The organism is Syntrophaceticus schinkii, from assembly GCF_000946815.1.
GTDB lineage: Bacteria > Bacillota > DSM-12270 > Thermacetogeniales > Thermacetogeniaceae > Syntrophaceticus > Syntrophaceticus schinkii.
In genome coordinates this window covers 16395-39492 of record NZ_CDRZ01000298.1, presented here as the reverse complement: position 1 = coordinate 39492, position 23098 = coordinate 16395, and the positions used below count along the sequence as shown (strand labels likewise).

21 protein-coding genes, 1 tRNA gene and 4 pseudogenes are annotated in these 23098 nt (G+C 44.9%); 22 read left to right on the top strand and 4 right to left on the bottom strand.

The features are described from left to right. Positions 1-46: 46 nt before the first annotated feature. Positions 47-1238, bottom strand: a pseudogene (locus tag SSCH_RS18545) (transposase). A gap of 207 nt (positions 1239-1445) precedes the next feature. Here SSCH_RS18545 and SSCH_RS15715 point away from each other — a divergent pair. The 12 genes and pseudogenes from SSCH_RS15715 to SSCH_RS22160 all read left to right on the top strand — a co-directional run bounded on the left by SSCH_RS15715 (position 1446) and on the right by SSCH_RS22160 (position 10454). Then, positions 1446-1841, top strand: a complete 396-nt coding sequence (locus SSCH_RS15715) for a branched-chain amino acid ABC transporter permease (protein WP_232294537.1) — start codon at positions 1446-1448, stop codon at positions 1839-1841. Next, positions 1810-2589: an ABC transporter ATP-binding protein gene (locus SSCH_RS15710; RefSeq protein ID WP_044666301.1), complete on the top strand. Its 780-nt coding sequence runs from the start codon at positions 1810-1812 to the stop codon at positions 2587-2589. Before SSCH_RS15715 ends, SSCH_RS15710 begins: the two co-directional genes overlap by 32 nt. Next, on the top strand, positions 2580-3299 hold the full coding sequence (locus SSCH_RS15705; protein WP_044666300.1) for an ABC transporter ATP-binding protein: 720 nt from the start codon (positions 2580-2582) through the stop codon (positions 3297-3299). Before SSCH_RS15710 ends, SSCH_RS15705 begins: the two co-directional genes overlap by 10 nt. Positions 3300-3603: 304 nt before the next feature. After that, positions 3604-4254 carry a CBS and ACT domain-containing protein gene (locus tag SSCH_RS15700; RefSeq protein WP_044666299.1) on the top strand — a complete coding sequence of 217 codons (651 nt, stop codon included), beginning with the start codon at positions 3604-3606 and terminating at the stop codon, positions 4252-4254. A 102-nt stretch (positions 4255-4356) separates the two neighbouring features. Then, positions 4357-4455, top strand: a tRNA-Sec gene (locus tag SSCH_RS15695). 473 nt (positions 4456-4928) lie between these two features. Further along, on the top strand, positions 4929-5567 hold the full coding sequence (locus tag SSCH_RS15690; protein ID WP_052835756.1) for a GntR family transcriptional regulator: 639 nt from the start codon (positions 4929-4931) through the stop codon (positions 5565-5567). Between the two features lie 607 nt (positions 5568-6174). Further along, a complete protein-coding gene (locus tag SSCH_RS21295; RefSeq protein ID WP_269746227.1) occupies positions 6175-6375 on the top strand; it encodes a trimethylamine methyltransferase family protein in 201 nt (66 codons plus the stop codon). A gap of 49 nt (positions 6376-6424) precedes the next feature. Then, positions 6425-7606, top strand: a pseudogene (locus SSCH_RS15685) (trimethylamine methyltransferase family protein); the annotation flags it as partial. 15 nt (positions 7607-7621) lie between these two features. After that, the gene (locus SSCH_RS15680; protein WP_198142554.1) at positions 7622-8266 is read left to right on the top strand and encodes a cobalamin B12-binding domain-containing protein; all 645 of its coding nucleotides are present in this window, start codon (positions 7622-7624) and stop codon (positions 8264-8266) included. A gap of 311 nt (positions 8267-8577) precedes the next feature. After that, complete coding sequence (locus SSCH_RS21290) at positions 8578-8706, top strand: hypothetical protein (protein WP_269746226.1); 129 nt, start codon at positions 8578-8580, stop codon at positions 8704-8706. A gap of 257 nt (positions 8707-8963) precedes the next feature. Further along, on the top strand, positions 8964-10322 hold the full coding sequence (locus SSCH_RS15675) for a sigma-54 interaction domain-containing protein (RefSeq protein ID WP_052835754.1): 1359 nt from the start codon (positions 8964-8966) through the stop codon (positions 10320-10322). Positions 10323-10325: 3 nt separating this feature from the next. Then, positions 10326-10454, top strand: a complete 129-nt coding sequence (locus SSCH_RS22160) for a helix-turn-helix domain-containing protein (RefSeq protein WP_084711254.1) — start codon at positions 10326-10328, stop codon at positions 10452-10454. Here SSCH_RS22160 and SSCH_RS15670 read toward each other — a convergent pair. The 3 genes and pseudogenes from SSCH_RS15670 to SSCH_RS22155 form a co-directional block, all read right to left on the bottom strand. After that, complete coding sequence (locus SSCH_RS15670) at positions 10446-10931, bottom strand: EamA family transporter (RefSeq protein ID WP_408645752.1); 486 nt, start codon at positions 10929-10931, stop codon at positions 10446-10448. The two genes, SSCH_RS22160 and SSCH_RS15670, sit on opposite strands and share 9 nt — an antisense overlap. Before the next feature lie 9 nt (positions 10932-10940). Continuing rightward, positions 10941-11135: pseudogene (locus tag SSCH_RS21285) on the bottom strand (EamA family transporter); the annotation flags it as partial. Positions 11136-11160: 25 nt separating this feature from the next. Further along, positions 11161-11352, bottom strand: a pseudogene (locus tag SSCH_RS22155) (EamA family transporter); the annotation flags it as partial. Between the two features lie 499 nt (positions 11353-11851). On the opposite strand from SSCH_RS22155, the gene SSCH_RS15665 reads away from it, so the two are divergent. From SSCH_RS15665 to grdA, 10 genes are all read left to right on the top strand, one after another. Then, positions 11852-13321: a trimethylamine methyltransferase family protein gene (locus SSCH_RS15665; RefSeq protein WP_052835753.1), complete on the top strand. Its 1470-nt coding sequence runs from the start codon at positions 11852-11854 to the stop codon at positions 13319-13321. 31 nt (positions 13322-13352) lie between these two features. Next, positions 13353-13982 (top strand): cobalamin B12-binding domain-containing protein, encoded by a 630-nt coding sequence (locus tag SSCH_RS15660; protein ID WP_044666297.1) that lies wholly within the window; start codon positions 13353-13355, stop codon positions 13980-13982. 28 nt (positions 13983-14010) lie between these two features. Continuing rightward, entirely contained in the window at positions 14011-15528 is a 1518-nt protein-coding gene (locus SSCH_RS15655; protein ID WP_052835752.1) for a trimethylamine methyltransferase family protein, read from the top strand. An 84-nt stretch (positions 15529-15612) separates the two neighbouring features. After that, positions 15613-16239, top strand: a complete 627-nt coding sequence (locus SSCH_RS19670) for a hydantoinase/oxoprolinase N-terminal domain-containing protein (protein WP_198142553.1) — start codon at positions 15613-15615, stop codon at positions 16237-16239. 10 nt (positions 16240-16249) lie between these two features. After that, complete coding sequence (locus SSCH_RS15650; protein ID WP_198142552.1) at positions 16250-17626, top strand: hydantoinase/oxoprolinase family protein; 1377 nt, start codon at positions 16250-16252, stop codon at positions 17624-17626. Between the two features lie 45 nt (positions 17627-17671). Next, positions 17672-18469: a methyltetrahydrofolate cobalamin methyltransferase gene (locus SSCH_RS15645; protein ID WP_044666296.1), complete on the top strand. Its 798-nt coding sequence runs from the start codon at positions 17672-17674 to the stop codon at positions 18467-18469. A gap of 344 nt (positions 18470-18813) precedes the next feature. Beyond that, on the top strand, positions 18814-20388 hold the full coding sequence (locus SSCH_RS15640) for a BCCT family transporter (protein ID WP_052835751.1): 1575 nt from the start codon (positions 18814-18816) through the stop codon (positions 20386-20388). 455 nt (positions 20389-20843) lie between these two features. Further along, the gene (gene trxB, locus SSCH_RS15635; protein ID WP_044666295.1) at positions 20844-22073 is read left to right on the top strand and encodes a thioredoxin-disulfide reductase; all 1230 of its coding nucleotides are present in this window, start codon (positions 20844-20846) and stop codon (positions 22071-22073) included. Positions 22074-22097: 24 nt separating this feature from the next. Continuing rightward, complete coding sequence (gene trxA / locus SSCH_RS15630; protein ID WP_044666294.1) at positions 22098-22412, top strand: thioredoxin TrxA; 315 nt, start codon at positions 22098-22100, stop codon at positions 22410-22412. Positions 22413-22561: 149 nt separating this feature from the next. Continuing rightward, the gene (gene grdA / locus SSCH_RS15620) at positions 22562-23005 is read left to right on the top strand and encodes a glycine/sarcosine/betaine reductase complex selenoprotein A (protein ID WP_084711253.1); all 444 of its coding nucleotides are present in this window, start codon (positions 22562-22564) and stop codon (positions 23003-23005) included. Positions 23006-23098: the final 93 nt, after the last annotated feature.

The window sequence follows — 23098 nt, the reverse complement described above, 5'->3', positions numbered from 1 at the left end:
GTGTTTCTTTGATTTAGAAATTAAAGCTGTCTTTTTTGTTCTTCTTTCAGGCTGTTATTTGTACGGCTGTTACTGTAGCTATCAGCGCTATTGCACAAAGGTAGGCGTGAAGTTTCTACCTTTTTATGTACCCTTGAACTGTAATGCTTTCTAAACCTAGATGCTTCTTTTGTCTGCCGAAATAGCGCTCAACGCTTGTTCTTTCATCATATAGCTTTTGCCAGTTCTTGGTCCCCCTGTGGGGGCTGCAGAACAGCCTTGAGTCATCTTCAATTTTAGTTTTTATCACCATTCCATAGTTGGAGCTTGAACACCAGTCGGTACCAAAGGGGCATTCAGCTTTATCAAGTACGTAGGGACAACGAAACTTGTTAACTCCGTTATCGCTGCCCCAGTAAACCATCCGAAACCCTGCGGAACAAATAGGTGTCCCATCAAAATCAAAGCCAGCTCTAGGTTGCCTGGTCCCTCTAAGATTAAGAGCTATGATTGCCTGGGCGTGAAAGTCATTCTTTATGGTTTCGTAAATGTCATTACAGTCATACGCAGAGTCCATCAGGTAGAACTTGGGTGATTTAACCAAAACGCTGCTGGCCTTTTTAACCAGTTTTAAAGCTATTTCACTATCGTGGACATTGGCCGGTGTTACGGTGATAGCTACTGGTAACTCTGATTTTGTGTCCACAGCAGCATGCACTTTGTAGCCAAACCAGGCTTCAGTGTTGCCATCAGTGTTTCTTTTGACGCCCCAGTCAGCGCTTTTACCGTTTTGCGATACATACTTTCTAGGCTTGGTTTTCTCATAAGCCTCAATTTTTGTGGAATCTATTGCAATAGAGGTGCAGTCAATAACCCCCCATTTGCTCGGCTTTATTTACAAACGAATTAAACAGTTCTTTCAGAATACCTGTTTCTGTTAGTTCTCTTAAAAATCTGCTCATAGTTGCTTCACTTGGTACGCTTGCAATTACGCCAAATCCACATATGTACCGAAATACAGGGTCATTTTTTAGCCTTCTGACCAATGCAGCCATTGTCGGTATTTGCTCTATCTTTGCAGCTATTAATGCTCTTAGTTTGTATTTGGCATTGTATCCTCGAGGTCCATTATGTTTTCTGGGTAGCCTGGATATTATTGGTTTCAAATCAAGGGTGCTAAAAATCTTTTCCAGTCTAGTTTCAGGTTGCATTTTTAATGCATCTTCGAAGGAAATCAGGCACTGTTGTCGAATATACAAGGTAGCTTCATCCCTTTCCACTTTTGCTTTATTTGGTTTGATTTACCTTATAATTCGGCAAAAGTTGGGGTGAAGCCTTTATTTTAGGCCTTCAAAACCTTGATTTCAATGAGTTTTTTAGAATGAAATTTTCTCGATTAAGAACTTTATTGGTTCATCACATGGGCGTGCCTGTCTGGCGGTCCGGGAAAATGACCTGGCAGCCAGATGATGGGAGTTAATATCACCTATTATAAGGTCCTGGCCTTTGTGGTCGGGGCAGCACTGGCCGGGCTTGCGGGAGTTCTTTATGCTCATTATTACACGATCATTCAGCCCAAGGAGTTCAGCTTTATGCTTACATTTGATGTGCTGGTGATGGTCATGGTGGGCGGCCTGGGGAGCCTGACCGGATCTGTTGTGGGGGCTGTGCTGCTTACCACTGCATCCGCTTTTCTGCAGGCGATTCCGGAGCTGCGGATGGTGCTGTATGCATTACTCTTGATCATTTCGGCTGTTTTCCGCCCGCAGGGCTTGCTTGGTGAAAAGGAAGTTACCCTGCGCACATTCCAAAAGTTGGGGGGTGTCTTCAATGCCGCTTCTGGAAGTAAGCAAACTGACTAAAGCATTTGGTGGCTTGATCGCCCTCAACAACTTTAATCTGGATGTGGAAGAGGGACAACTTGTGGGACTGATCGGGCCCAATGGGGCGGGGAAGACCACGGTCTTCAATCTGTTGACCGGCCTCTATAAGCCTACCAGCGGGAGTATTGTTTTTGACGGCAGGGACCTCAGGGGCAGGCATCCCCATCAGATCACCAAAATGGGCATGGCTCGCACCTTTCAAAACATTCGCCTCTTCGGCAACCTTTCAGTGCTGGATAATGTGAAGATTGCCTACCAGGTGGTGGAAAATTATGGGCTGATCCCCGCCTTTATGCGGGTACCTCCTTTTTACCGCCGCGAGGAGAATATAGAAAAGGTTTCACTGGAGTATTTGGAAATCTTCGATCTGAAAAAACTTGCCCAGGAGAGGGCTAAAAATTTGCCCTATGGGGAGCAGCGCCGCCTGGAGATTACCAGGGCACTGGCCACCAACCCAAAACTCCTGCTTCTCGATGAGCCTGCTGCAGGGATGAACCCCCAGGAGACACAGGATCTCCTGGGTCTGATCAGGTGGATCCGGGATGAATTCAAGCTGACGATCATTTTGATCGAGCATGACATGTCCCTGGTGATGGGGCTCTGTGAGCGGGTGCTGGTTTTAGACTATGGTTCTCTGATCGCTGAGGGGACACACCAGGAGATCCAGCAGAACCCCAAAGTCATTGAAGCCTACCTGGGAGATGAGGAGGTGGCAGCATGGGAGTAGCCACACTGCTGAATTTAGAAGATCTCAATGTCCACTATGGTGCTATTTGGGCACTGAAAGGCGTCAACCTCACAGTCGGTGAAGGCGAGATCGTCAGCCTCATCGGAGCCAATGGAGCCGGAAAAAGCACCACACTGAGGGCGATCTCCGGGGTTGTCAAGGCCTCCTCTGGAGGAATCTCCTTTCAGGGAGAAGATATCACAAAAGTGCCCGCGCATGATATAGTAAAAAAGGGAATTGCCCAGGTGCCCGAAGGGCGCCGTGTTTTTGCCAACCTCTCTGTATTGGAAAACCTGGAGTTAGGGGCATATATCAGGAGAGACACCAGGGGGATCAAGCGGGATTTAGATGATGTGTTGGATCGCTTCCCCCGCCTCAAAGAACGCATCGGCCAGGTTGCCGGGACCTTAAGCGGTGGGGAGCAGCAGATGCTGGCTATCGGGCGTGCTCTGATGACACGACCGAAGCTGATGCTTCTCGATGAGCCCTCCATGGGGCTGGCACCCCTCCTGGTCAAGGAGATCTTCTCCATCATCCGTGAAATTAACGAAGAGGGGACCACCATACTGCTGGTGGAGCAGAACGCCCGCATGGCCCTACAGGTCGCCAGCCGCGCCTATGTCCTGGAGACAGGAAGGATCGTACTGGATGGCCTAGCAAAAGAACTGGCCATGAACGAAGATGTCAAAAAGGCGTACCTGGGAGGTTGAGAAGTGGGAAGACCGGCCAAGGGGACGGTTCCCATGGCTGCTAATTGAGAAGTGGGAACCTGCACCCCGGGTTGATCGATGGGACGGTTCTTTTGATCTGGATGGCCGGCAATGTGTTTCAGCCAAAGGTACCACCCTTTAGCAGCACAAGGCAGTTCCTTGATACTTCGGACTTCCGACTTCCGGATTCTGACTTCTATTTTCCAGGTTGGCGGGTAATCCTCAATCTGGTCAGTTACAACTCATGCGTATGGTTTGGGAAGTTATTGTAACTGAAAGTTTACTATAGAAAGGAGCGGTTTTAATGCGTGTGCGTGATAAAATGACACAGGATCCTGTATCCATTACCCCGCAGACCACCATAGCTGATGCTTTGGCTTTGATGCGGGAAGGAGATTTCCGGCGCCTGCCTGTTTTGGACCGCGGAAGACTGGTGGGGATCGTTACAGACCGGGATTTAAGCGAGGTTTCTCCCTCACCGGCAACTTCTTTGAGTGTTTTCGAGTTAAACTACCTTTTGTCCCGCACCAAGATTGGAGCTGTCATCAAAAAGCAGCAGGTGATCTCCATCTCTCCCGATGACTACCTGGAGAAGGCCGCTCTGGTCATGCGTGATCACCAGATCGGGGCAATACCTGTGTTAGAAGATGGAAAACTGGTGGGGATTATCACAGAAAGTGACATCTTCGATGCCTTTATAGAGATGATGGGGCTGCGAGATTCTGGAACCAGGCTCGACCTGGAACTGGATGATAAACCGGGGATGTTGGTCAAGGTTTCAGAGATCGTCTGGAAAAATGGCGGAGACATCTCTCATCTGGCTGTTTTTCACGACAAAGCGGCCAAGGCGAATCTCGTACTGCAGCTGCGCACCAAAGATGTTGATAATATCGTCGAAGCCCTGAAAGAACAGGGTATCACCGTGCGCTCCGCTTCCTGGAAAGGGCACGCGTAAAATGAGAGCTGGCAGCAGTGGTGTGTGACACAGGGATTTCGCACTTGCCGAGGTCTCTTTTGTGGACTCGCACCTATTCTTATGATAAAATATAATCCTAGTGGGGGCGGCTTGTGCCTGGTGGTGCGCCTGGACTTCAAATCCAGTGGGAGGCGTGGCTGACACGTCTTCGGTGGGTTCGATTCCCACACGCTCCCGCCAAATTAAAGAAGTATAAATCCCAAGTCTTATTTGTGGTTTTATGCTTTTTTTATTTCTTTTATGTGTTTTATTGCTCTCCCTTAACCCCTGGATTCCTGCCGATTCATAACGAGGATCCAGCTAAAATCCAATAAAATCAAGGGTTTAAATCCTCAGCTGTCTTTAAAATTAAAAACCACGTTATGATAAAAACTCATAACGATGTCACTTTCCAATATTTATGCGGGTTTATACACTCCTCGTTACGTGTTCCCGGGAATTTCCCTTAAACCTGATGCCAGATAACGGATCAAGCCGTGCTTTGGAAGCATACTTCGGCTTCCGCCTTCCTTAACCTTAAGCCAGATAGCGGACGATTGGGGATTTGAGGTGAGTCTATCATGGGTATTTTACTAAAATAATTCATGTTTATTTCTTCTGAAATTTATAGTAAGATTATAGCAGAGAGAAATATTCAAGGGAGTGTGTTAAGGTTGGCTGAAGAGATCAAGTCTGATCAACTTTTTGAAATACTCAAAAAAAGGATAGTACATCTGGAATACAGCCCCGGGGAGGTTCTTAATGAGGCTGATATAGCAAGTGAGTTTGGATTGAGCAGGACACCGGTAAGGAAAGCATTCGAGCAGCTAAAGAATACCAATTTAATGAATATCATACCCAGGTACGGTGCTCAAGTAGCACCCATCGATTTTAAGTATATGAAGTCAGTGTTCGAAGTAGATCGGGAACTGGAGGGCTTTGCAGCCAGATTGGCGACAGACAGAATAACTGACGAACAGATCAGAAATCTAGAAGACACTATTGAAAGAATTAATAATTATGATATTGAAAAAGACTATAAACAAATAATTATGGAAGATGAAAAGTTTCATGAAACCGTCTTTGAAAGCTGTGAAAACCCCTGCCTTGTAGAGATTCTTTATAATCTCCACATGCACACCGAACGCCTCTGGTTTTATGTCCAAAAAGATATCACAGACATTCATCTCTTTCTAGATACCATGCCGGAAATCGTACAAGCTCTCAAAGAAAAAGATGCAGACAAGGCTGAGCAGGAAGCCAAAAGGCATATTGACGTCTTTGTCGAGAAAATCAGGCAGGAACTTCTATAGATGGATCACAGGATCACAGGGACGGTTCTTCTGATCCATTTTCGGTCATCTCTTCTTTCCAATGGCAAATGAGCAGCCACCAAAATCAAATGATGTCAGTGGTATGAACGGCTAAATGCCCTTGACTTCCGCTTCACCCATGTTAACCGCGCGCCTCTCAGCAGGTGTTCCAGGAGTTCCCACTTGATCAAATCCTGCCCCCCCATGGCTAACCATGTGGATTCACTTCTTTTCAGTATCTGACTGGTTATTTAAGGTGCCATCCGTTTTTGCAGTGCAAACAAAGAATGCATGCAAAGCTCCCGCATAAAACTAATTGAAAGAAGCGTTAACTGCCAACCCTTGATCTCAAATCCCCCATGTGTAAGGTTGGCATAAGTTTTGCTTAATATATATGTATGGTGTTTTTGTAGTAATTTACTGCAAATTACTGGTCATCTATTCCATTCTGACTAACTGCCAAAAAAGCTGATGCAGCAGTCCGGCGGGTTGGATTAGTTGGATTAGAAGGGAGGCTGTTTGCTGGGACAAAAAAAACAGATAATAGATTAAAGGGTGCTTGGCTGCAACTGTTTGTGTAAAAAGCATAAGATTGGAGGAGTAAAGGATGGCATCTCAGGTTTCGTTACGTGTCTTAACCGAGGATCATATCATGGATGTCCACAATTCCTCTTTAAGACTTTTGCAGGAAGTTGGTATTGAGATCGAGTATCAACCAGCGATAGATATTTTAAGGAATGCAGGGCAGAAGGTAGAAGGGAATCGTGTTTTTTTTGACCCCGATTTTGTAGAAAAAAAAGGTCTCTGAAGCCCCAGAGGAATTTACTGTATATGCGCGTGACCCGGAGTTCAACGTTCAGATAGGTGGCAGTAATCTGGTTTATGCTCCTGGTTATGGTGCTCCCTTCATCATAGAAAATGGCAAAAGAAGAGCAACAAACTGGGACGATTATATGAAGTTTTTAAAGCTTGCCCATGTTGCCAAAGATATTAACATCAGCGGTGGTATGCTGGTGGAACCTAATGATCTTGATGATAGAGTAAGGTATTTAGATGTATTGTATGCCCATCTCCGCTACAGCACCAAATGCCCGATGGGTTCAAGTTACGGAACTGATGGCGCAAAGGATACCATAGAACTGCTTGCTGCTGTTTTCGGAGGCAGGGATGTATTGAAAGAAAAACCGGCAGTAATTACCTTGATCAACACCATCAGCCCCTTGAAGTTGGATGAGCGGCAGACCGGTGCTCTTTTGGAGTACGCAATAATGAACCAGCCGGTGATCATTGCCTCTTTGGTGATGGCTGGCTCAACGGGCCCCGCAACACTTGCCGGTTGCATGGCAGTGCAGAACGCCGAGGTTCTTGCTGGTATAACTCTTGCGCAGACAGTGAGTCCGGGCACCCCGGTTATCTATGGCTCTGCTTCATCGGTCACTGATATGCACTCCGGATCGGTATCCATTGCTAATGGAGAAGCGGGACTGATGGCTGCATCTGCAGCACAGATGGCAAAATTCTATGGAGTCCCCTGCCGCAGCGGTGGAGGCGTTACAGACTCAAAGACCGTGGATGGTCAGGCAGGTTATGAATCTGCAATAATGTTAATGGCTCCTGTTTCAGCCGGCACCAATATTATTCTCCATACCGCCGGAATTCTTCAGTACTGGTTATGCATGTCCTTTGAGAAATTTGTGATGGATGCGGAAATCGCCGGAATCCTGCGCAGATTTAGAAGAGGCATAGAGATCGATGAACAATCCCTTGCTTTTGATGTTGTCAGTAAGGTTGGCCCCGGCAATCACTTCCTCAATCAGAAACACACCCGGATACACCATAAAACCGAATTTAGGAAACCCATGCTGAGTGATAGACAGTCATATGAAGGATGGGCAATTGAGAGTTTGAACACTGAAGACAGAGCACATCAGTTATGCCAGAAGATGGTAGCCGATTATGAAGATCCCGGACTGGATGAAGGTCTGCAGAAAGAACTACAGTCCTATATTAATTCCAGAAAAGAAGAACTTCTGAAATAAGGAAGGGGGATACCTGTGTTATTAGCTGAATTAAAAGAAGCTGTAGTAAATGGCGACATGGATGAGGTTGAGGTTTTGTGCAACAGAGTTTTAGAGGAAAAATTCAATCCTGTTGAGGCTGTTCAAAATGGATTAATTAAAGGCATTGAAGAACTGGGCAAACTGTGGACTGAAGGAGAAATGTTTTTACCGGATGTCATGATGGGTGCAGACACCCTCAAGCTTGCCCTGGATATACTTGGCCCCGAACTCGCCAAAGCTGAGGCAGAAGGCATCAAAAGGGATGTTAAGGGCAAGATCGTCATCGGTACGGTCAAAGGAGATATCCACGATATTGGAAAAAATATAGTATCAGCGATGATGACCGCTGCGGGTTATGATGTTTATGATCTAGGAATCAACCAGGATATTGCTGCATTTACAGAAAAAGCAGAAGAGGTTGAGGCGGATATTATCGCTTTGAGCGCACTGCTGACAACAACAATGCCTGAGCAAAAGAGACTTGTGGATCACCTGAAAGAGCAAGGACTCAGAGGTAAATATAAAGTGATTATCGGTGGCGGCCCCACAACTAATGATTGGGCGAACGAAATAGGAGCTGATGGGTGGTCGGAAACAGCGGGTGGAGCAATTGCGCTGTGTGATCAACTGACTGCTTAACAAAATACCTGTCAGTTGACAGTTCAAGAAATGGCCTATTAACAAACTATGTAATGAAAAAGGGGCATTATTTGGCTTTATGTGGTAACGCCCCTTTTTGTCGTAATAAAAAGGAAATTAAAAAATATTGTCGAATAATAACTATGATTAGAGAGCATTATATGTCTTTATATATGCTGCATACCACTACCAGTATACCTCAGAACATGCTTCACAACTCTAATACCATGCAGATCAGTCCTTACCAATCTTTTCATAAACACCATATAAATGCTCGGTTGTTATCACAGTTAAAAGGAGGGCATATGAACTTGATAACTCAAGTAGCCGGGGAAATTTTTGATGACTGTGAGGATCGCGCATTAATAGTTGTTGATGAAGAAAACAGGGTTTTATACAGCAATCAGTTTGCTTTATCGCTGGCTTCCTCAGAGGGTTGAAGAAAAAACGGCCGCGGCAGGTCAGCCGCGGATGGCAGCAGTGATATTAATGGCCTCCCCTTAGAAGATGTATTTCCATGGCTGGACTTAAATAATGAGCGATGTATCGAAGTAATAGATAACAACAATCGTTTTGTTACATTGAAAGTAAAGACTAGAAAACACCGGATCAACAGCCAAACACATACATCTATCCTCTTAACTGATATCACAGAATCAAAAAAAATTAAAGAAAAAAAATTAAGCAGATTACTGATATGAAGCAGAGATATGAGCAGGCTCTGGAGTCATTGTTTGATGGTGTTATTATCTCAGACAAAGAAGGAAACATTGTTTATATTAATAAAGCTCAGGAAAAAATAGATAATGTAACAAAAGATGATGTTTATCATAAGAACCCCCTTGAGGTTTTTAATTTAGATAATGAAAGCAGTGTGCTCATGCAGGCCCTCAACACAAAAGGGGATGTTCCTGATCGCCATCAATATTATATCAATATGGTAGGTCAGGCGGTCAATATTGTTACCTATGGCTATCCCTTAAAGGTCAATGACAAAATAATCGGGGCTGTGGCTATCTGCAGGGATACAACAAAGGCTAAGGACCTTGCAGAAAAGGTTCTGCAGTTTTATAACAGCCCGCCAAATGGCCAGACAGTGAAGGCTCCTGCAGTAAAAGCAAAAAGTAATAATACTTACTATACATTTAAAGATTTAATCGGCAATAATGCCGCATTCAAGGAAGCAATCCGCTGGGCACAGATATCTGCAGAAACAGATTCCAGTGTTCTTATTTATGGATTAACAGGAACAGGAAAAGAGCTTTTTGCCCAGAGCGTTCACAGCCAAAGTAATCGGAAAAACGGCCACTTTATTGGGATTAATTGCGCAGCTCTGCCCGAATCTCTTTTGGAAAGCATCTTGTTTGGCACAGTAAAAGGGGCATTTACCGGTGCCATCGACCGCCCCGGGTTATTTGAACAGGCCAATGGAGGCACACTTTTTCTTGATGAATTAAACTCCATGCCTCTTGGGCTTCAGGCCAAATTGTTGAGGGTTCTCCAGGATAAGAGTATACGCCGTGTGGGAGGCATTCAAGATATATCTGTTGATGTGCGTATTCTTTCCAGCCTTAACACAGACCCCAATGAAGCAGTTAAGAATAAGGCATTAAGACAGGATCTGTTTTACCGGCTGGCAGTTGTATCTATCAGAATCCCCCCTTTAGAAGAAAGACAGGATGATATCCCTATGCTGACTTCATTTTTTATAGGGAAGCATAACCAGAAATTCAATAAATCAGTAAAACACATTTCTTCTGAGGTCATGAAATGCTTCCTCAATTACCATTGGCCGGGCAATGTTAGAGAATTGGAACATGTTCTTGAGTGTGCCATGGTGGTTGTAGAGGATGGCAGCTATATTACATTAGATCATCTGCCGCATTATATTATTGAAGGATATGAACGGCAGCAGGATAGCTGCATAAATAATGATCATGTAAATAATATAGTTGTCTTTGATGATGATTTTCGCAAACTGGATTACCAAAACAACCATAAAAAATCAAATTATAATTTTAAACAACAAAATGGAATTCCACGGAAAAAAGTTTAATAAATTAAAATTTTAGGTGAAACAGAGTGGAATGTATCCAGAACCGCCAGGATTCTCGGTATCAGCAGACAGAGTCTGCAGTACAGATTGAAAAAATATAATATCAACAGAGCCACTTTGACTTTAACCTGAATTATTCTCATTTTGCTCTTTGTTAGTGATATTTTGATAAGCCAGTAGAATAACAGAACTGATGATGAACAGGCACCCCATTAGTTTGATCGGGGTAAGGAGTTCCAGTGATAATAAGCCTGACAAAACTAAGGCCACAACAGGTTCCAGTGTGGCAGTAATGCTTGCTTGATGCGGTTTTATGAAACGCATCCCCAGTAAAAATAAGCCATAGGGGATGATCATGGTAAAAAGACTGATATACAGAAGAAACAGGGTAGTATTATAGGGGAAACCGTCGAAAACCTTGATAGATGGTGGAAATGCCACCAATAACAGCAGAGAAACGGAAAGCATCCCATAGGTCAAAGCTGCCCAGGGATTGTGCTTCTGTGCTACAAATTTGCTGTAAATTGTATAAATAGACAGGGCAACAGCTGTCCATAATCCCGAGATGATCCCAAACATATTAAGGTTGTTTTGGCAGCTGGATGCGATTAGAAATATGATGCCTGCTATGGCCAGACCCAGAATAAGTATGTCCTTGGAGTGAACAGGTTCTTGATGAAAGACAACAGAATAAGCAAAAATCAGAGCAGGCGCTAAATATTGAAGGAAACTCGCTATAGAAACATCTGTTAGCTTTATGGTAAAGAAGAGGGATAGCTGTACATGTATGATGACAACACCCAATAAAAAAAAACACGCCCAGGGATTTTATATCTATTTTTAGTGCTTCCCTATTGACTGCAAACAAAATTATAAACAGGATAACACCGGATGTCAGTGCTCTAATTTGGGTGATTTGTATAGGGTTAAAATATGCGTTATTAAAAAATACTTTGGAGACTACACTAAATGATCCCCAAAGAGTTGCTGCTATTGCAATATAGAGATATCCAATAAATTTATTGGACAACTGTTGTTCCCTCCTAGAGAAGCTACAAAATAATTAAATGCAAAAAGAGTGCCATGGTCATAAAAAAATAAAAAAATATGATTTGATTGAGGGTTGATACCCTCATTTCCTTTTTATTGTGTGCAAAATCAGTCTGCAATCTGGGATTGCAGCAAACTGCCATCTTGTTTTGCACTGATCAATCTGCTGTTGAGGATTGAATAGTAAACTAAAAGGATTTTATGATGTGTTCTGATCAGTGCCTGTTGGCACAATAATTGCTTTATATGATTGTCGGATGTTCTGTTACTTTGGATTTATTAATTTATCCCTGCTAAGGGGGAAGCCTACCTAAATGATTTGGGAGGGGGAAAGAATATGCTGTGTTGATGGCGGCATCTTTTCACAGACTCTTCTGGTGTAGTGGTGCTGATATTTTCGCACCAGATGCAGTTTCAGCAGAGACCTCTGCAATGTGCTCTTAAGTTAAACTTTTCAGGGTCGAAAGGAGAGTAGAATTGTGAACACAACAAGAAGTAATTTCACCCGGGCAAGCTTCGAAGTAAATCAAACCATACACTGGAAAATGCTCAGTGATGATCAGTGTGAAGAAATCTTTATGACTGCACTGGAGTTATTGGAACGTACAGGAGCGGAGATTCTCAACAAAGACGCCCAGGAGATAATGGTAAAGGCTGGCTGCTGGCTGGATGGAACAAGGGTTAGAATCCCATCTGCATTGACAGAATGGGCTGCAAAAACCGCTCCTTCCAGAGTTACATTATGCGACCGCAATGGTAACCGGGCATTGAGGGTGGAAACCACCTGCTCTTATTATGGGCCGGGGCAGGGCAACTCTTTTGTTCTTGATCCCCAAACAGGTGAAAGAAGAAAACCTGTCAAAGATGATGTTGCAGCTGTCGGTATTATTTGTGATGCATTGCAAAACATCGATTTTGCTCTCAGCAATGGGTGTCCAAGTGATGTTAATGAGGCATCAGCGGACCTGCATGTTTTTGAAGCACTGCTGACCAATACTACAAAACCGATTATTCAATATATTCATGGTGTCGAACAAGCCCAGGCCATTTTGGAGATGGGTGCTGCTGTTGCCGGAGACTTAAGGGAGCTGCAGAAAAACCCATTCTTCGTATTCCTGATTGATGCTGACGGAACACTGGTTCATTCTGATGATGCCCTGGCCAAGGTCATTTTTGCAGCAAAGAATGGGGTACCTTTTATATACAATACAAAACTGATTTTAGGGGATAGTGCACCGGCTGCCCCTGCAGGAGCACTTGTGGTAGCACTGGCTGATGTTTTAGTAGGAGTACTGCTAAGCCAGCTGGTTCGTCAGGGGACACCAATTATCGCTGGAGGCATTTTTACAATAAATGATCAAGAAAATGGTATCCTTCCCTGGGGTGCCCCGGAAGTGAGTTTGGTGGGAACAGGGATGAGCAATCTCCTTCGCTTTTTGAGGATTCCCAGTTTCGGTTTTGCCGGTGCCAGTGACAGCAAGATCAGTGATGCCCAAATGGGTTTGGAAGAGGCCTTTTCTATGCTGCATATGGGCCTGGCAGGCACCAATATGATTCATGGCTGTGGACAATTAGAGTATGGGTTAACAGGCTCGCTGGTAATGCTGTTGATAGGTGACGAAATTGTGGGAATGACCAGGAAAATCATCCAGGGTATTGAGGTCAATGAAGAAAGACTTGCCAGAGGTGTGATTGATGCTGTACAGCCTGGTGGGGCCTATCTGGGTGAAGAACACACATTGAAATATTTCCATAATGAATTCTGGTGGCCAACTTTAATGAGTAGGGGTCGCCTTAAAGACTGGACTGAGGCTGGTTCTAAATCTTTGGGTGTGCGGGCAACTGAACAAACCATGAGCATTCTTCAGACACACCAGCCGGAAAAACTCTCAGAAGATGTAGCGGCAAAATTAAAAGGGATCATAGAAAAAGCTGAAGCAGGTTTATAATTTAACCACTTAAAAAGGGAGGGTTTATCACATGGCAACTATAGAAAATCTTTCCAAATGTGTTATCAGAGGGAATGTGGCAAAAACGAAGAAAATGACACAGGCTCTTATCGATGAGGGAGCCGTTCCTCTGGATATCATCAACAAGGGCTTAATTGCAGGGATGAATGTTGTCGGTGTCCGTTTCAAAAACGGTGAAATGTTTGTGCCGGAAGTGATGGTAGCAGCCAAGGCTATGAGCCAGGGCATTGAAATTGTCAAGCCTTTGATTGCAGAGACTGATATGCCTTCTGCAGGCAAGGTTTTGTTGGGCACTGTCAAGGGAGACCTGCACGATATCGGCAAAAACCTGGTGGGAATCATGCTGGAAAGCAGCGGCTATACAGTTATTGATATCGGAATAGATAAGTCTCCTGAAAGCTTTGTCAATGCTATCAAAGAACATCAGCCTCATATTATGGGGATGTCTGCACTGCTGACAACCACAATGCTGCATATGAAGGATACCATTGAACTGATGAAAGAAGAGGGGCTGGGCCATGTCAAAGCCATTGTTGGCGGCGCCCCTATTTCCCAGGATTTTGCCGATGAAGTGGGTGCAGATGGATTTGCTCCAGATGCAGCTTCAGCAGTAGATCTCTGCAATGCATTGTTAAGCTAATCATCTTACAGGGAAAGGAGTGTTGGAGTTGACGATCAGATCCAACATAAAGGCTAATCAAAGTACCAGGATGAATGTTTTAACACCTGATCAGTGCCAGGAATTAGTATTGGCTGCGGAAGAAGCCATGTGGCGAACAGGAACCAACTTCCATGACGAGGAATCCCTGGAGATAATGAAAAAAGCAGGCTGCTGGGTAGAAGGCACAAGGGTCAGGGTGCCTGCACATATATTTGAGCAGGCATTGAAAACCTGCCAGAAGCATATTGTGCTCTGCAACAGCCGCACCGGTGCCAGAGAGTTGTTTGTGGAAGGGCATAATTCCTACTTTGGGTCCGGGCCATGTACACCATTTACCAGAAACCCATTTACCGGGGAAAGACATCGTGCCACCAGGCAGTCAGTTGGTTGGGCAACCAAGCTTCTTGATGCTCTGCCCAATATCGATTATGCCATGTCGTTGGGGATTGTCCAGGATGTACCACTGTTAATTTCCGACAGGCATGAGTTTGAGCAGCAGATTCTACACACAGATAAACCAATTATTACTGTTTGCGTTGACCAGTGGGGTCAGGCAGACTGCATCAAAATGGCGGAAATTGTCGCCGGTGGTGAAGAAGAGCTGCGCAAGAATCCCTTTATCTGCCTCTATGCAGAGCCGATTTCCCCGGGTGTACACTGCCGTGAAGCCGCCCAAAAACTGGTGATGGGAGCAAAAAAGGATCTGCCCACAATTTATACCCCCTGTATTATGGCTGGAGGAACCGCTCCTGCAACTCTGGCAGGGGTTATGGTACAGGGATTATGTGAAAGCTTGAGCGGTTTGGTGCTCAGCCAGTGTACCCGTGAAGGTGCCCCCTTTATTATGGGTGGTGTTTACACCATTTTGGATATGACAACCACTATCTTCTCCTATGGAGCACCTGAGCTGTCACTGCTGCTGGCTGCTCTGGCAGATGTGGCACATTATCTGAGCATTCCGATGTTTGGTACTGCCGGTTGTACAGACTCCTGTATCATCGATGAGCAGGCAGGTATAGAGGCCGCTATCTCTATAGCGATGACCAATATGTCCGGTGCTAATCTAAACCATGATATCGGTTATGCAGAACAGGGAGCAACATCCAACCTGGATCTGGTGGTAATCTGTGACGAGGTCCTGGGTATGGCCAGGAGATTAACCAATGGTATTCGTGTTGACGAGGAAACCCTTGCTCTGGATCTTATCGAAAGTGTCGGACCTGGTGGTAAATTCAGTGATCAGTCTTGTGCTGACGAATTATTGGATGATTTCGATGATTTCGATGATTTCGATGATGAGGGTGAGGAGCAGGAGTGCTGTAGGAACTTCCAACCAAAGTTGATCAGTCGAGCTGCGCGGGAGATTTGGGAAAAGGCAGGCGGCAAAACATTAACCCAGGTGGCTAATGAAAAAGTGCGTGATATCATCAATTATCACGAACCAGAGCCACTGCCAAAAGATCTAGCTGCCAAGATCAGAGATATTGTTGAGAACGCAGTGGGCCATATGCCTGGTGAGGATTAAGGATTTAGAGGGGATCAATGGGGCTGCCTGTATTTTAATACGGGCAGCCGTTGATCATGATTTTTTAGGCTGGAGGCGAGAATAATGTCACTGGTGTTGGGGATTGACACCGGTGGTACATATACAGACGGAGTGGTTGTGGAGCTTAAGAACAGGGAAATACTAAATAAGGCTAAAGCATTAACCACTCGCGAGGATTTGTCCATCGGTATTCGCAACTGTATCAACAACTTAAAATTTGAAGGATTAAAAGACATCAGTGCTGTTTCTTTGTCAACCACATTGGCCACAAACGCTATTGTGGAAGGGCGTGGGTGTGAGGTCGGCCTTTTGATGCTTGGTCATGAGCCAATTGGCACATTACCTGTAGAACATTTCACAGTTCTTCCTGGAGGTCATGACATTAAAGGCCAGGAGCGTGAAGAGCTTGATCTTGAAAAAACACGCCAGGCCATCATTGACCTGAAAGGAAAGGTAGATGCTGTTGCCATTTCCGGTTATTTGAGTGTCAGGAATCCGGAACATGAACTTATAGTAATGAAAATGGTACATGAGATGATAGATCTACCGGTGGTATGTGCCCATCAGCTTACAACGTCATTAGGGTTTAAGGAAAGAACTGTCACTGCAGTGCTTAATGCCAAATTAATTCCGATTATAGATGAATTGCTTGAATCAGTAAAAAAAGGTGCTGCAGGAGAAACACATTGATGCCTCCATCATGGTGGTTAAGGGTGATGGGTGTATGATGAGCGAAGAGATGGCACGAGAAAAGCCCATTGAAACCATCCTTTCCGGACCGGCATCCAGCATTATTGGTGGGACATTCCTGACCGATACCCCGGATGCAATGGTTTTTGATATGGGGGGAACCACTACAGATATTGCAGTTTTGAAAAATGGAATCCCCCTTATTGATCAGGAAGGAGCCTCTGTGGGCGGTTGGTTAACCAGGGTGCAAGCGGCACAGATCTATACCTATGGCATGGGAGGAGACAGTTATATACAAATTAACAGAGAAGGCCAAATCCAGGTAGGGCCTCAGAGGGTCTGGCCATTGTCTGTAGTTGCTGACCAATTTCCACAACTTGTTGATGAGCTTAACATAACTTTTGAAAAGGGTTACAATCTGATGTTTGCTCAGGCTACAGACTGTTTTATGTTCCTCAAACGACCATCTCATGCTGAACAGATCACTGATCAGGAAGAGAGGGTCATAGAGGCACTGCAGGGGTGTCCGCACAGTCTCTATTATCTAACCCAGTTTCTAGAGACAGACCCCAACCTGTTAGATCTTCAGCATTTGGTTAACATGGGTGTTATAGCCAGAATATCTGTGACCCCCACCGATATTTTGCATGTTAATGGTGCCTATAACCGGTGGAACAGGGAAGCGGCAATCAAAGGAGTGGATATTTTAGCCTCTCGGATCGGTGTGGGTCGAGATGAATTTGTTGAGCTTGCTGCAGAAAGGATTGTAAATGAACTCTGTTATACCTGTCTGCAGAGTATGGTGAGTTATGAAGGCCAAAAAATTTGGCTGAAAGATGACGCGACGGTCATGTATATGATCAATAAAGCCCTATCACCTGCCGAGGACCAGAAATTTGACTGTTCATATAGCCTCAATATGCCCATTATAGGTATTGGAGCTCCTATAGCTGCCTGGCTTCCCCAGGTGGCTGAAAAACTGAATACTGATCTGATCATCCCGGAACATGCTGAAGTGGCCAATGCAGTGGGAGTTGCCGCTGGAAAGATTATGGAGACAGTTAAAGTGCTGATCAAGCCGGGAGAAAAAGATGGCACATATCTGATGCATGCCCCCTGGGAGAGAAAATATTTTGAGGATCTACAGGAGGCTGTAGCTTACGCTCTGGACGACGCGAAGAGGCATGCATCAAGGGCGGCACAAAAAGCTGGAGCAAAAGAGTTTGAGTTGGTTGTTAATCACGAAGATGTGTATGCCCGTGCCAGCATGTTGGATAATGGTGATGTTTATATTGAAACCAGGATCGAAGTTACTGCTGCTGGACGCCCGGAATGGGAAAGAGAAGAAGAAAAGGAGAAGTTTTTTGTAGATCTGGCGGGCTGTTAGTGAAATGTGATGGAAACCAAAAACTGATCAAGGAGGATACCTAACATGTTGGTAGTTGGAGAACTGATCAATGCAAGCAGAAAAGCTATCGGTGATGCCATCAAAGCGCAGGATAGATCAGCTATTCAGAAGGTTGCACTGGATCAATTGGAAGCAGGAGCAGATTACATTGATGTGAACGCCGGCATCTTTGTTGGCAAAGAGGCTGAATATTTAACATGGCTTGTCCAAATTGTGCAGGAAATCACTGATCATGCACCCTGTTGTATCGACAGTCCTGACCCCAAAGCCATTGAAAAGGCTTTGGCTGTACATGATGGGGTTGCTATGATTAACTCTATTTCACTGGAAAAAGAGCGTTTTGAGGCGATTATGCCCATTATTGCCGGCTCTGATCTAAGGGTAGTAGCACTGTGCATGAGTGATCAGGGTATGCCGGAAACTGCTGATGAAAGGCTGGCTATTGCAGATAAGCTGATCAATGAGCTCGTCCGGAATAATGTTCCACTGGACAACATTTATGTAGACCCACTGGTGCAGCCGGTGTCCACAAAAGACAGCTTTGGCATCGAATTTTTAGATGCAGTTGCAGGGATCATGACTGGATTTAAAGGGGTGCACACCATTTGTGGCCTGTCAAACATCTCTTACGGCCTGCCACTGCGCAAACAAATAAACCAAAATTTTGCCGTATTGGCGATCAGCCGTGGTCTGGATGGTTTAATTATCAACCCCCTGGATAAGCAGATGATGGCTAACATTATTATAGCTGAGACCCTTGTCGGGCGTGACAGCTACTGCGGCAATTACCTGGGAGCTTACCGTTCAGGTAAATTCGAATAATAAAGGGTGTTGCTGTGCTTTCCTGATCGCAGGACGATCTGCAGGGAGATTAATTACTTGCCAAAGAAAGTGCCAACGTATTTATCACTGCCCAGTCTGTTGGCATGCAAAAAGCAAAATCTATGCACAAAAGTATGAAACGGTTATCACCGGTACTCTTTACCCACTTGAGTTAGATCCGCTATATACACAATTTTCTCTTGGCATTGTTTTTGCACCTCTGTTCTGGTATCGCAAAAAGGAGGTGTGCAGACCCAGGGATGGTAATTGGTTAGGCTTCTCGTTAATGTTTTGCAAATTTTGTGTAAGGTTTAGTGGAAAAACATAACGAAAGGGGAAGCGGTATGGATTCTAGTTCAACAGGGAAAAAAGGCATTGATCAAATAATGTTAATTGTAATCTCCATTGTTATCGGTGCTCTAGTGGTATGGGGGATCATAACCCCGAAAGGTTTAGAGGCAGCAACCAGTGCAGCACTTGCTTTTATCACTTCTAACCTGGGATGGTTCTTTCTAATAGTAATTTTTTTGTTTGTTATCGCCATGATCATCATCATGTTTTCCAAATGGGGTAAGATCAGATTAGGTGGCCAAGATGAAAAACCCGAGTTTTCCACTATGGCCTGGTTTGCAATGCTTTTTGCGGCTGCAATGGGCATCGGATTAGTTTTTTGGGGAGTTAGCGAGCCTCTCTGCCACTATTTCTCTCCTCCTATTGGTGAAGCGGCATCAGATGGGGCAGTTGGAATTGCCCTGCGCTATTCTTTCTTTCACTGGGGCTTGAGCGCCTGGGTGGTTTATGCTTTTGTGGGAATGTGTTTGGGGTATTTTGCTTATAATCTAAAACGCCCCTTTCTGATCAGTTCTGTTATTGAACCACTGGTCGGGAAACACCGGTGGCTCATGCCTGTCGCGGATTTTACAGCTATATTTGCCATCTTTTTAGGAGTGGCTACTTCTCTCGGGTTAGGGGTAATGCAGGTTGCTGAGGGGTTAAACAGTGTATTTGGATTTCCTGTCTCAAACCTTATCTATGGTGTGCTGGTGATCGTATTTACAGGATGTTTCATCATTTCCGCAGTAACAGGTATCAAAAGAGGTATTTTATATCTCAGCAATACAAACCTTATATTAGCCGGGTTTCTCCTGGTTGCGGTATTTGTTTTAGGCAATCCGCGGTTTGTTATGAATGCTTTAACAACAGGCCTTGGTGAGATGCTTCAAAACTTTATCCCCATGAGTACATGGACAAATTATCTGAATGATGGAGCATGGGTCGGGGGATGGACGGTTTTCTACTGGGCATGGTGGATTGCCTGGGCACCATTTGTAGGAGGGTTTATCGCTCGTATCTCCAGGGGTAGAACCATCAAGGAGTTCATCATGGGTTCTCTGATTGTTCCTACATTGATCTGTGCTACCTGGATGTGTGTCTGGGGTGGTAATGCACTTTACCTCCAGCACTATGGTATTTTTGACTTTAAACCGATGTTAGATGCCAGCACCGCCAGCCCAATGTTCGGGCTGTTACAGAACCTGCCTGGAACCACATTGCTGTCGGTTATCGCAATGTTTGTCATTGCTATCTTCTTTATTACATCAGCAGATTCCGCAACATTTGTTAATGCCATGTATTGTTCATATGGTAATGAAAACCCGAAAACATGGTTGCGAGTTGTTCTGGGCTGCCTCGAAGGGGGTTTGGCTCTGATACTCTTGCTTTCAGGGGGGCTAACCGCACTACAAACCGCATCAATTGTCGGAGCACTGCCCTTTTTACTCTTTATGATCGCTATGTTCTTTTCCATCACACGCGCTCTCAATAACGATGTAGTTGTTGAACCAACGGCTGTTACTGAATCGAATATGGGCTCCATAGATCTTGATAAAACCGATGTAACTGTACAACCGGCAGACTAATTAACTGCTAACCACAGCCTCCCGTTTAATAATAAAGGGCCGTCCCAAGCGTGGTTTTGGGGCAGCCCTTTATTTATAGATGCTGTATCAGGTGGGGTTTCGCCCCAGAATGCAATGAGGTGTATTAGTTTCCCCAGAACAAGTTTCCCATTCAATCTGAGTATTAGCGCCCTGGAAGGGGTGGAGCAATTGTTACAAGCCATCAATTTGGTGCAGTGATGCCTTAATTCCAAGTTGGAACTGGCGACATCTCTAACAAAGTATTATCGAATGCATTCCATATTTCATTAAAAAAATAATAAGTATGCAGAAGGATTTTTCTAATAAGCGTTGTATATTATTATTTAATACGCAGGATATTTTAAAGGAATACAAATGGTTCATCAGAGCGTGTTGCAGTCTGGAATGAGTTTTGCATGATAATTATCATGAAACCCTGAAAGGAGGAGTAACACTTGTCCGAAGCATACGACATCATCGTGGTTGGTGGCGGCCCTGCTGGTTTGGCAGCCGGCATTTACGGCTCACGTTCCCGTTTAAAAACCGTCATTTTGCAAAAAGGGAGACCTGGCGGCCAGGCGGCTACCACCGAAGAATTGGAGAACTACCCGGGGTTCCCCAGGGGAACAACCGGGCCAGGTTTGATGGAGGCTATGGCTAAGCATGCGGAGAGTTTTGGAACAGAGATCTTAAATGAAGAGGCAGTTGACCTGGATCTGGATGGAGAGATCAAGGTTGTTAAAACGAAAAGCGGCAAAAAATATAGTTCCAAGATCGTCATCCTTGCTCCAGGGGCTGCTCCCAGGACACTGAATATCAAAGGTGAGCGGGAACTCCGGGGGAAAGGGGTTTCCTACTGTGCCACCTGTGATGCGGACTTTTTCGAGGAGCTTGATGTTGTTGTGGTGGGCAATGGTGATGCAGCGATAGAAGAGGCCATGTACATCACGAAGTTTGCGGAAACGGTGACGATCATTGTTATCCACGATGAAGGTATTCTAGACTGCAACAAGGTCAGTGCAGAAAAAGCCTTTGCCAACCCCAAGATCAAATGGGTTTGGAACTCTGTTTTGCAAGAGATCAAAGGGGATGGGATCGTGGAAAGTGTTGTCCTCAAGAATATCAAAACCGGAGAGCTATCCGAAATGGAAACCAACGGGGTGTTCTTCTTTGTGGGGACTGTCCCCAAAACAGATATTGTAAAGGGAAAAGTGGAACTGAATGAGCAGGGTTATATCATTGCCAATGAACGCATGGAGACATCAGTTCCAGGGGTATATGCAGCAGGTGATGCCAGGGACAAATACCTCAGGCAGGTGATCACCGCTGCCAGCGACGGGGCGATAGCTGCTTTTGCCGCAGAAAAATACCTGGCAGAAGAAGAGGGCTTTAAATCTCAGGTTTTAAATACAGCAAAGCCGGTGATGGTGGCCTTCTGGGCACCCCAGGTGGAAGCCAGTATCGCAGCGGTATCCCAGCTGGAAAAGATCGTGGATAAGCTAGGCGATTCGGTCAAATTAGTAAAAATGGACACTTATCGAAATGAAAGGGTTGCCAAAAGATATGGGATAGAAGAGATCCCCAGTGTGTTGTTCTTTTACAAAGGAGAAGTTGCAGCCAAAATTAGCGGTGGTTTTAGTGAGGAAGCTGTTATAAGCCAGCTCAATTCCCTGAATAATAAATGATGAGCAAAATGAGGAGGTGACAAAGTGAAAGAAGTAGATAAAAAAACATTCGAAGATGAGGTTTTAAAAGCTGAGGGCTTAGTTGTGGTTGACTTCTGGAGCCCCAAGTGTGAGCCTTGCAAGGAATTGATGCCTTATGTTGCGGAACTGGCGGAAAAGTACGATGGCAAGGCCAAGTTCTGCAAGCTCGATGCTGCAGCCAACAGGAGGTTATCCATCAGCCAGAAGGTGATGGGGCTGCCCACCATTGCCTTTTACAAAAACGGAGAAAAAGTTGCTGAATTGACCAAAGATATTAGTATCGAGGATGTAGAAGCCAAGCTAAAAGAGTTTATTTAAAGGATAACGATCACCAAGTTTTATGTATTTGAGGAACAAGTGGCGCAAGTGGTGCAAAGCTTTTGGATAAACGCAGATCAGCGGTAGGACATGTGCAAGTATGCTGGATATTGTTTTATTTAAATATAAAAAGAAAGGAGCAATACCAGATGCTGAAGGGTAAAAAAGCAGCTATTCTCGGTGACCGCGATGGCATTCCTGGCCCAGCCATCGAAGAGTGCATCAAAGCTGCCGGTGCTGAGGTAGTATTTTCAACTACCGAATGCTTTGTTTGAACAGCAGCGGGAGCGATGGATCTGGAAAATCAGGCACGGATCAAGGATCTCAATGACAAATACGGCAACGAAGATTTAATCGTTGTTCTCGGCGGGGGAGAAGCAGAGGCTTCCGGACTCGCTGCCGAAACCGTATCTACAGGTGATCCGACCTATGCAGGTCCATTAGCCGGAGTCTCGTTGGGACTCAAGGCGTACCACATCTTTGAATTAAAAGAGGAAATACCTGCTGATGTTTATGAAGAACAGATCAGCATGATGGAAATGGTGCTGGATGTTGACGAGATAGTCAATGAAGTTAAGACCTATCGAAATTAAATCTGATCAGCTGAAAATATAGATTTGCAAAGGGTAATGGGTCTATACACATCACAAGCCCCCCATTACTGAGGTAAAGACCGTTGATCTTGG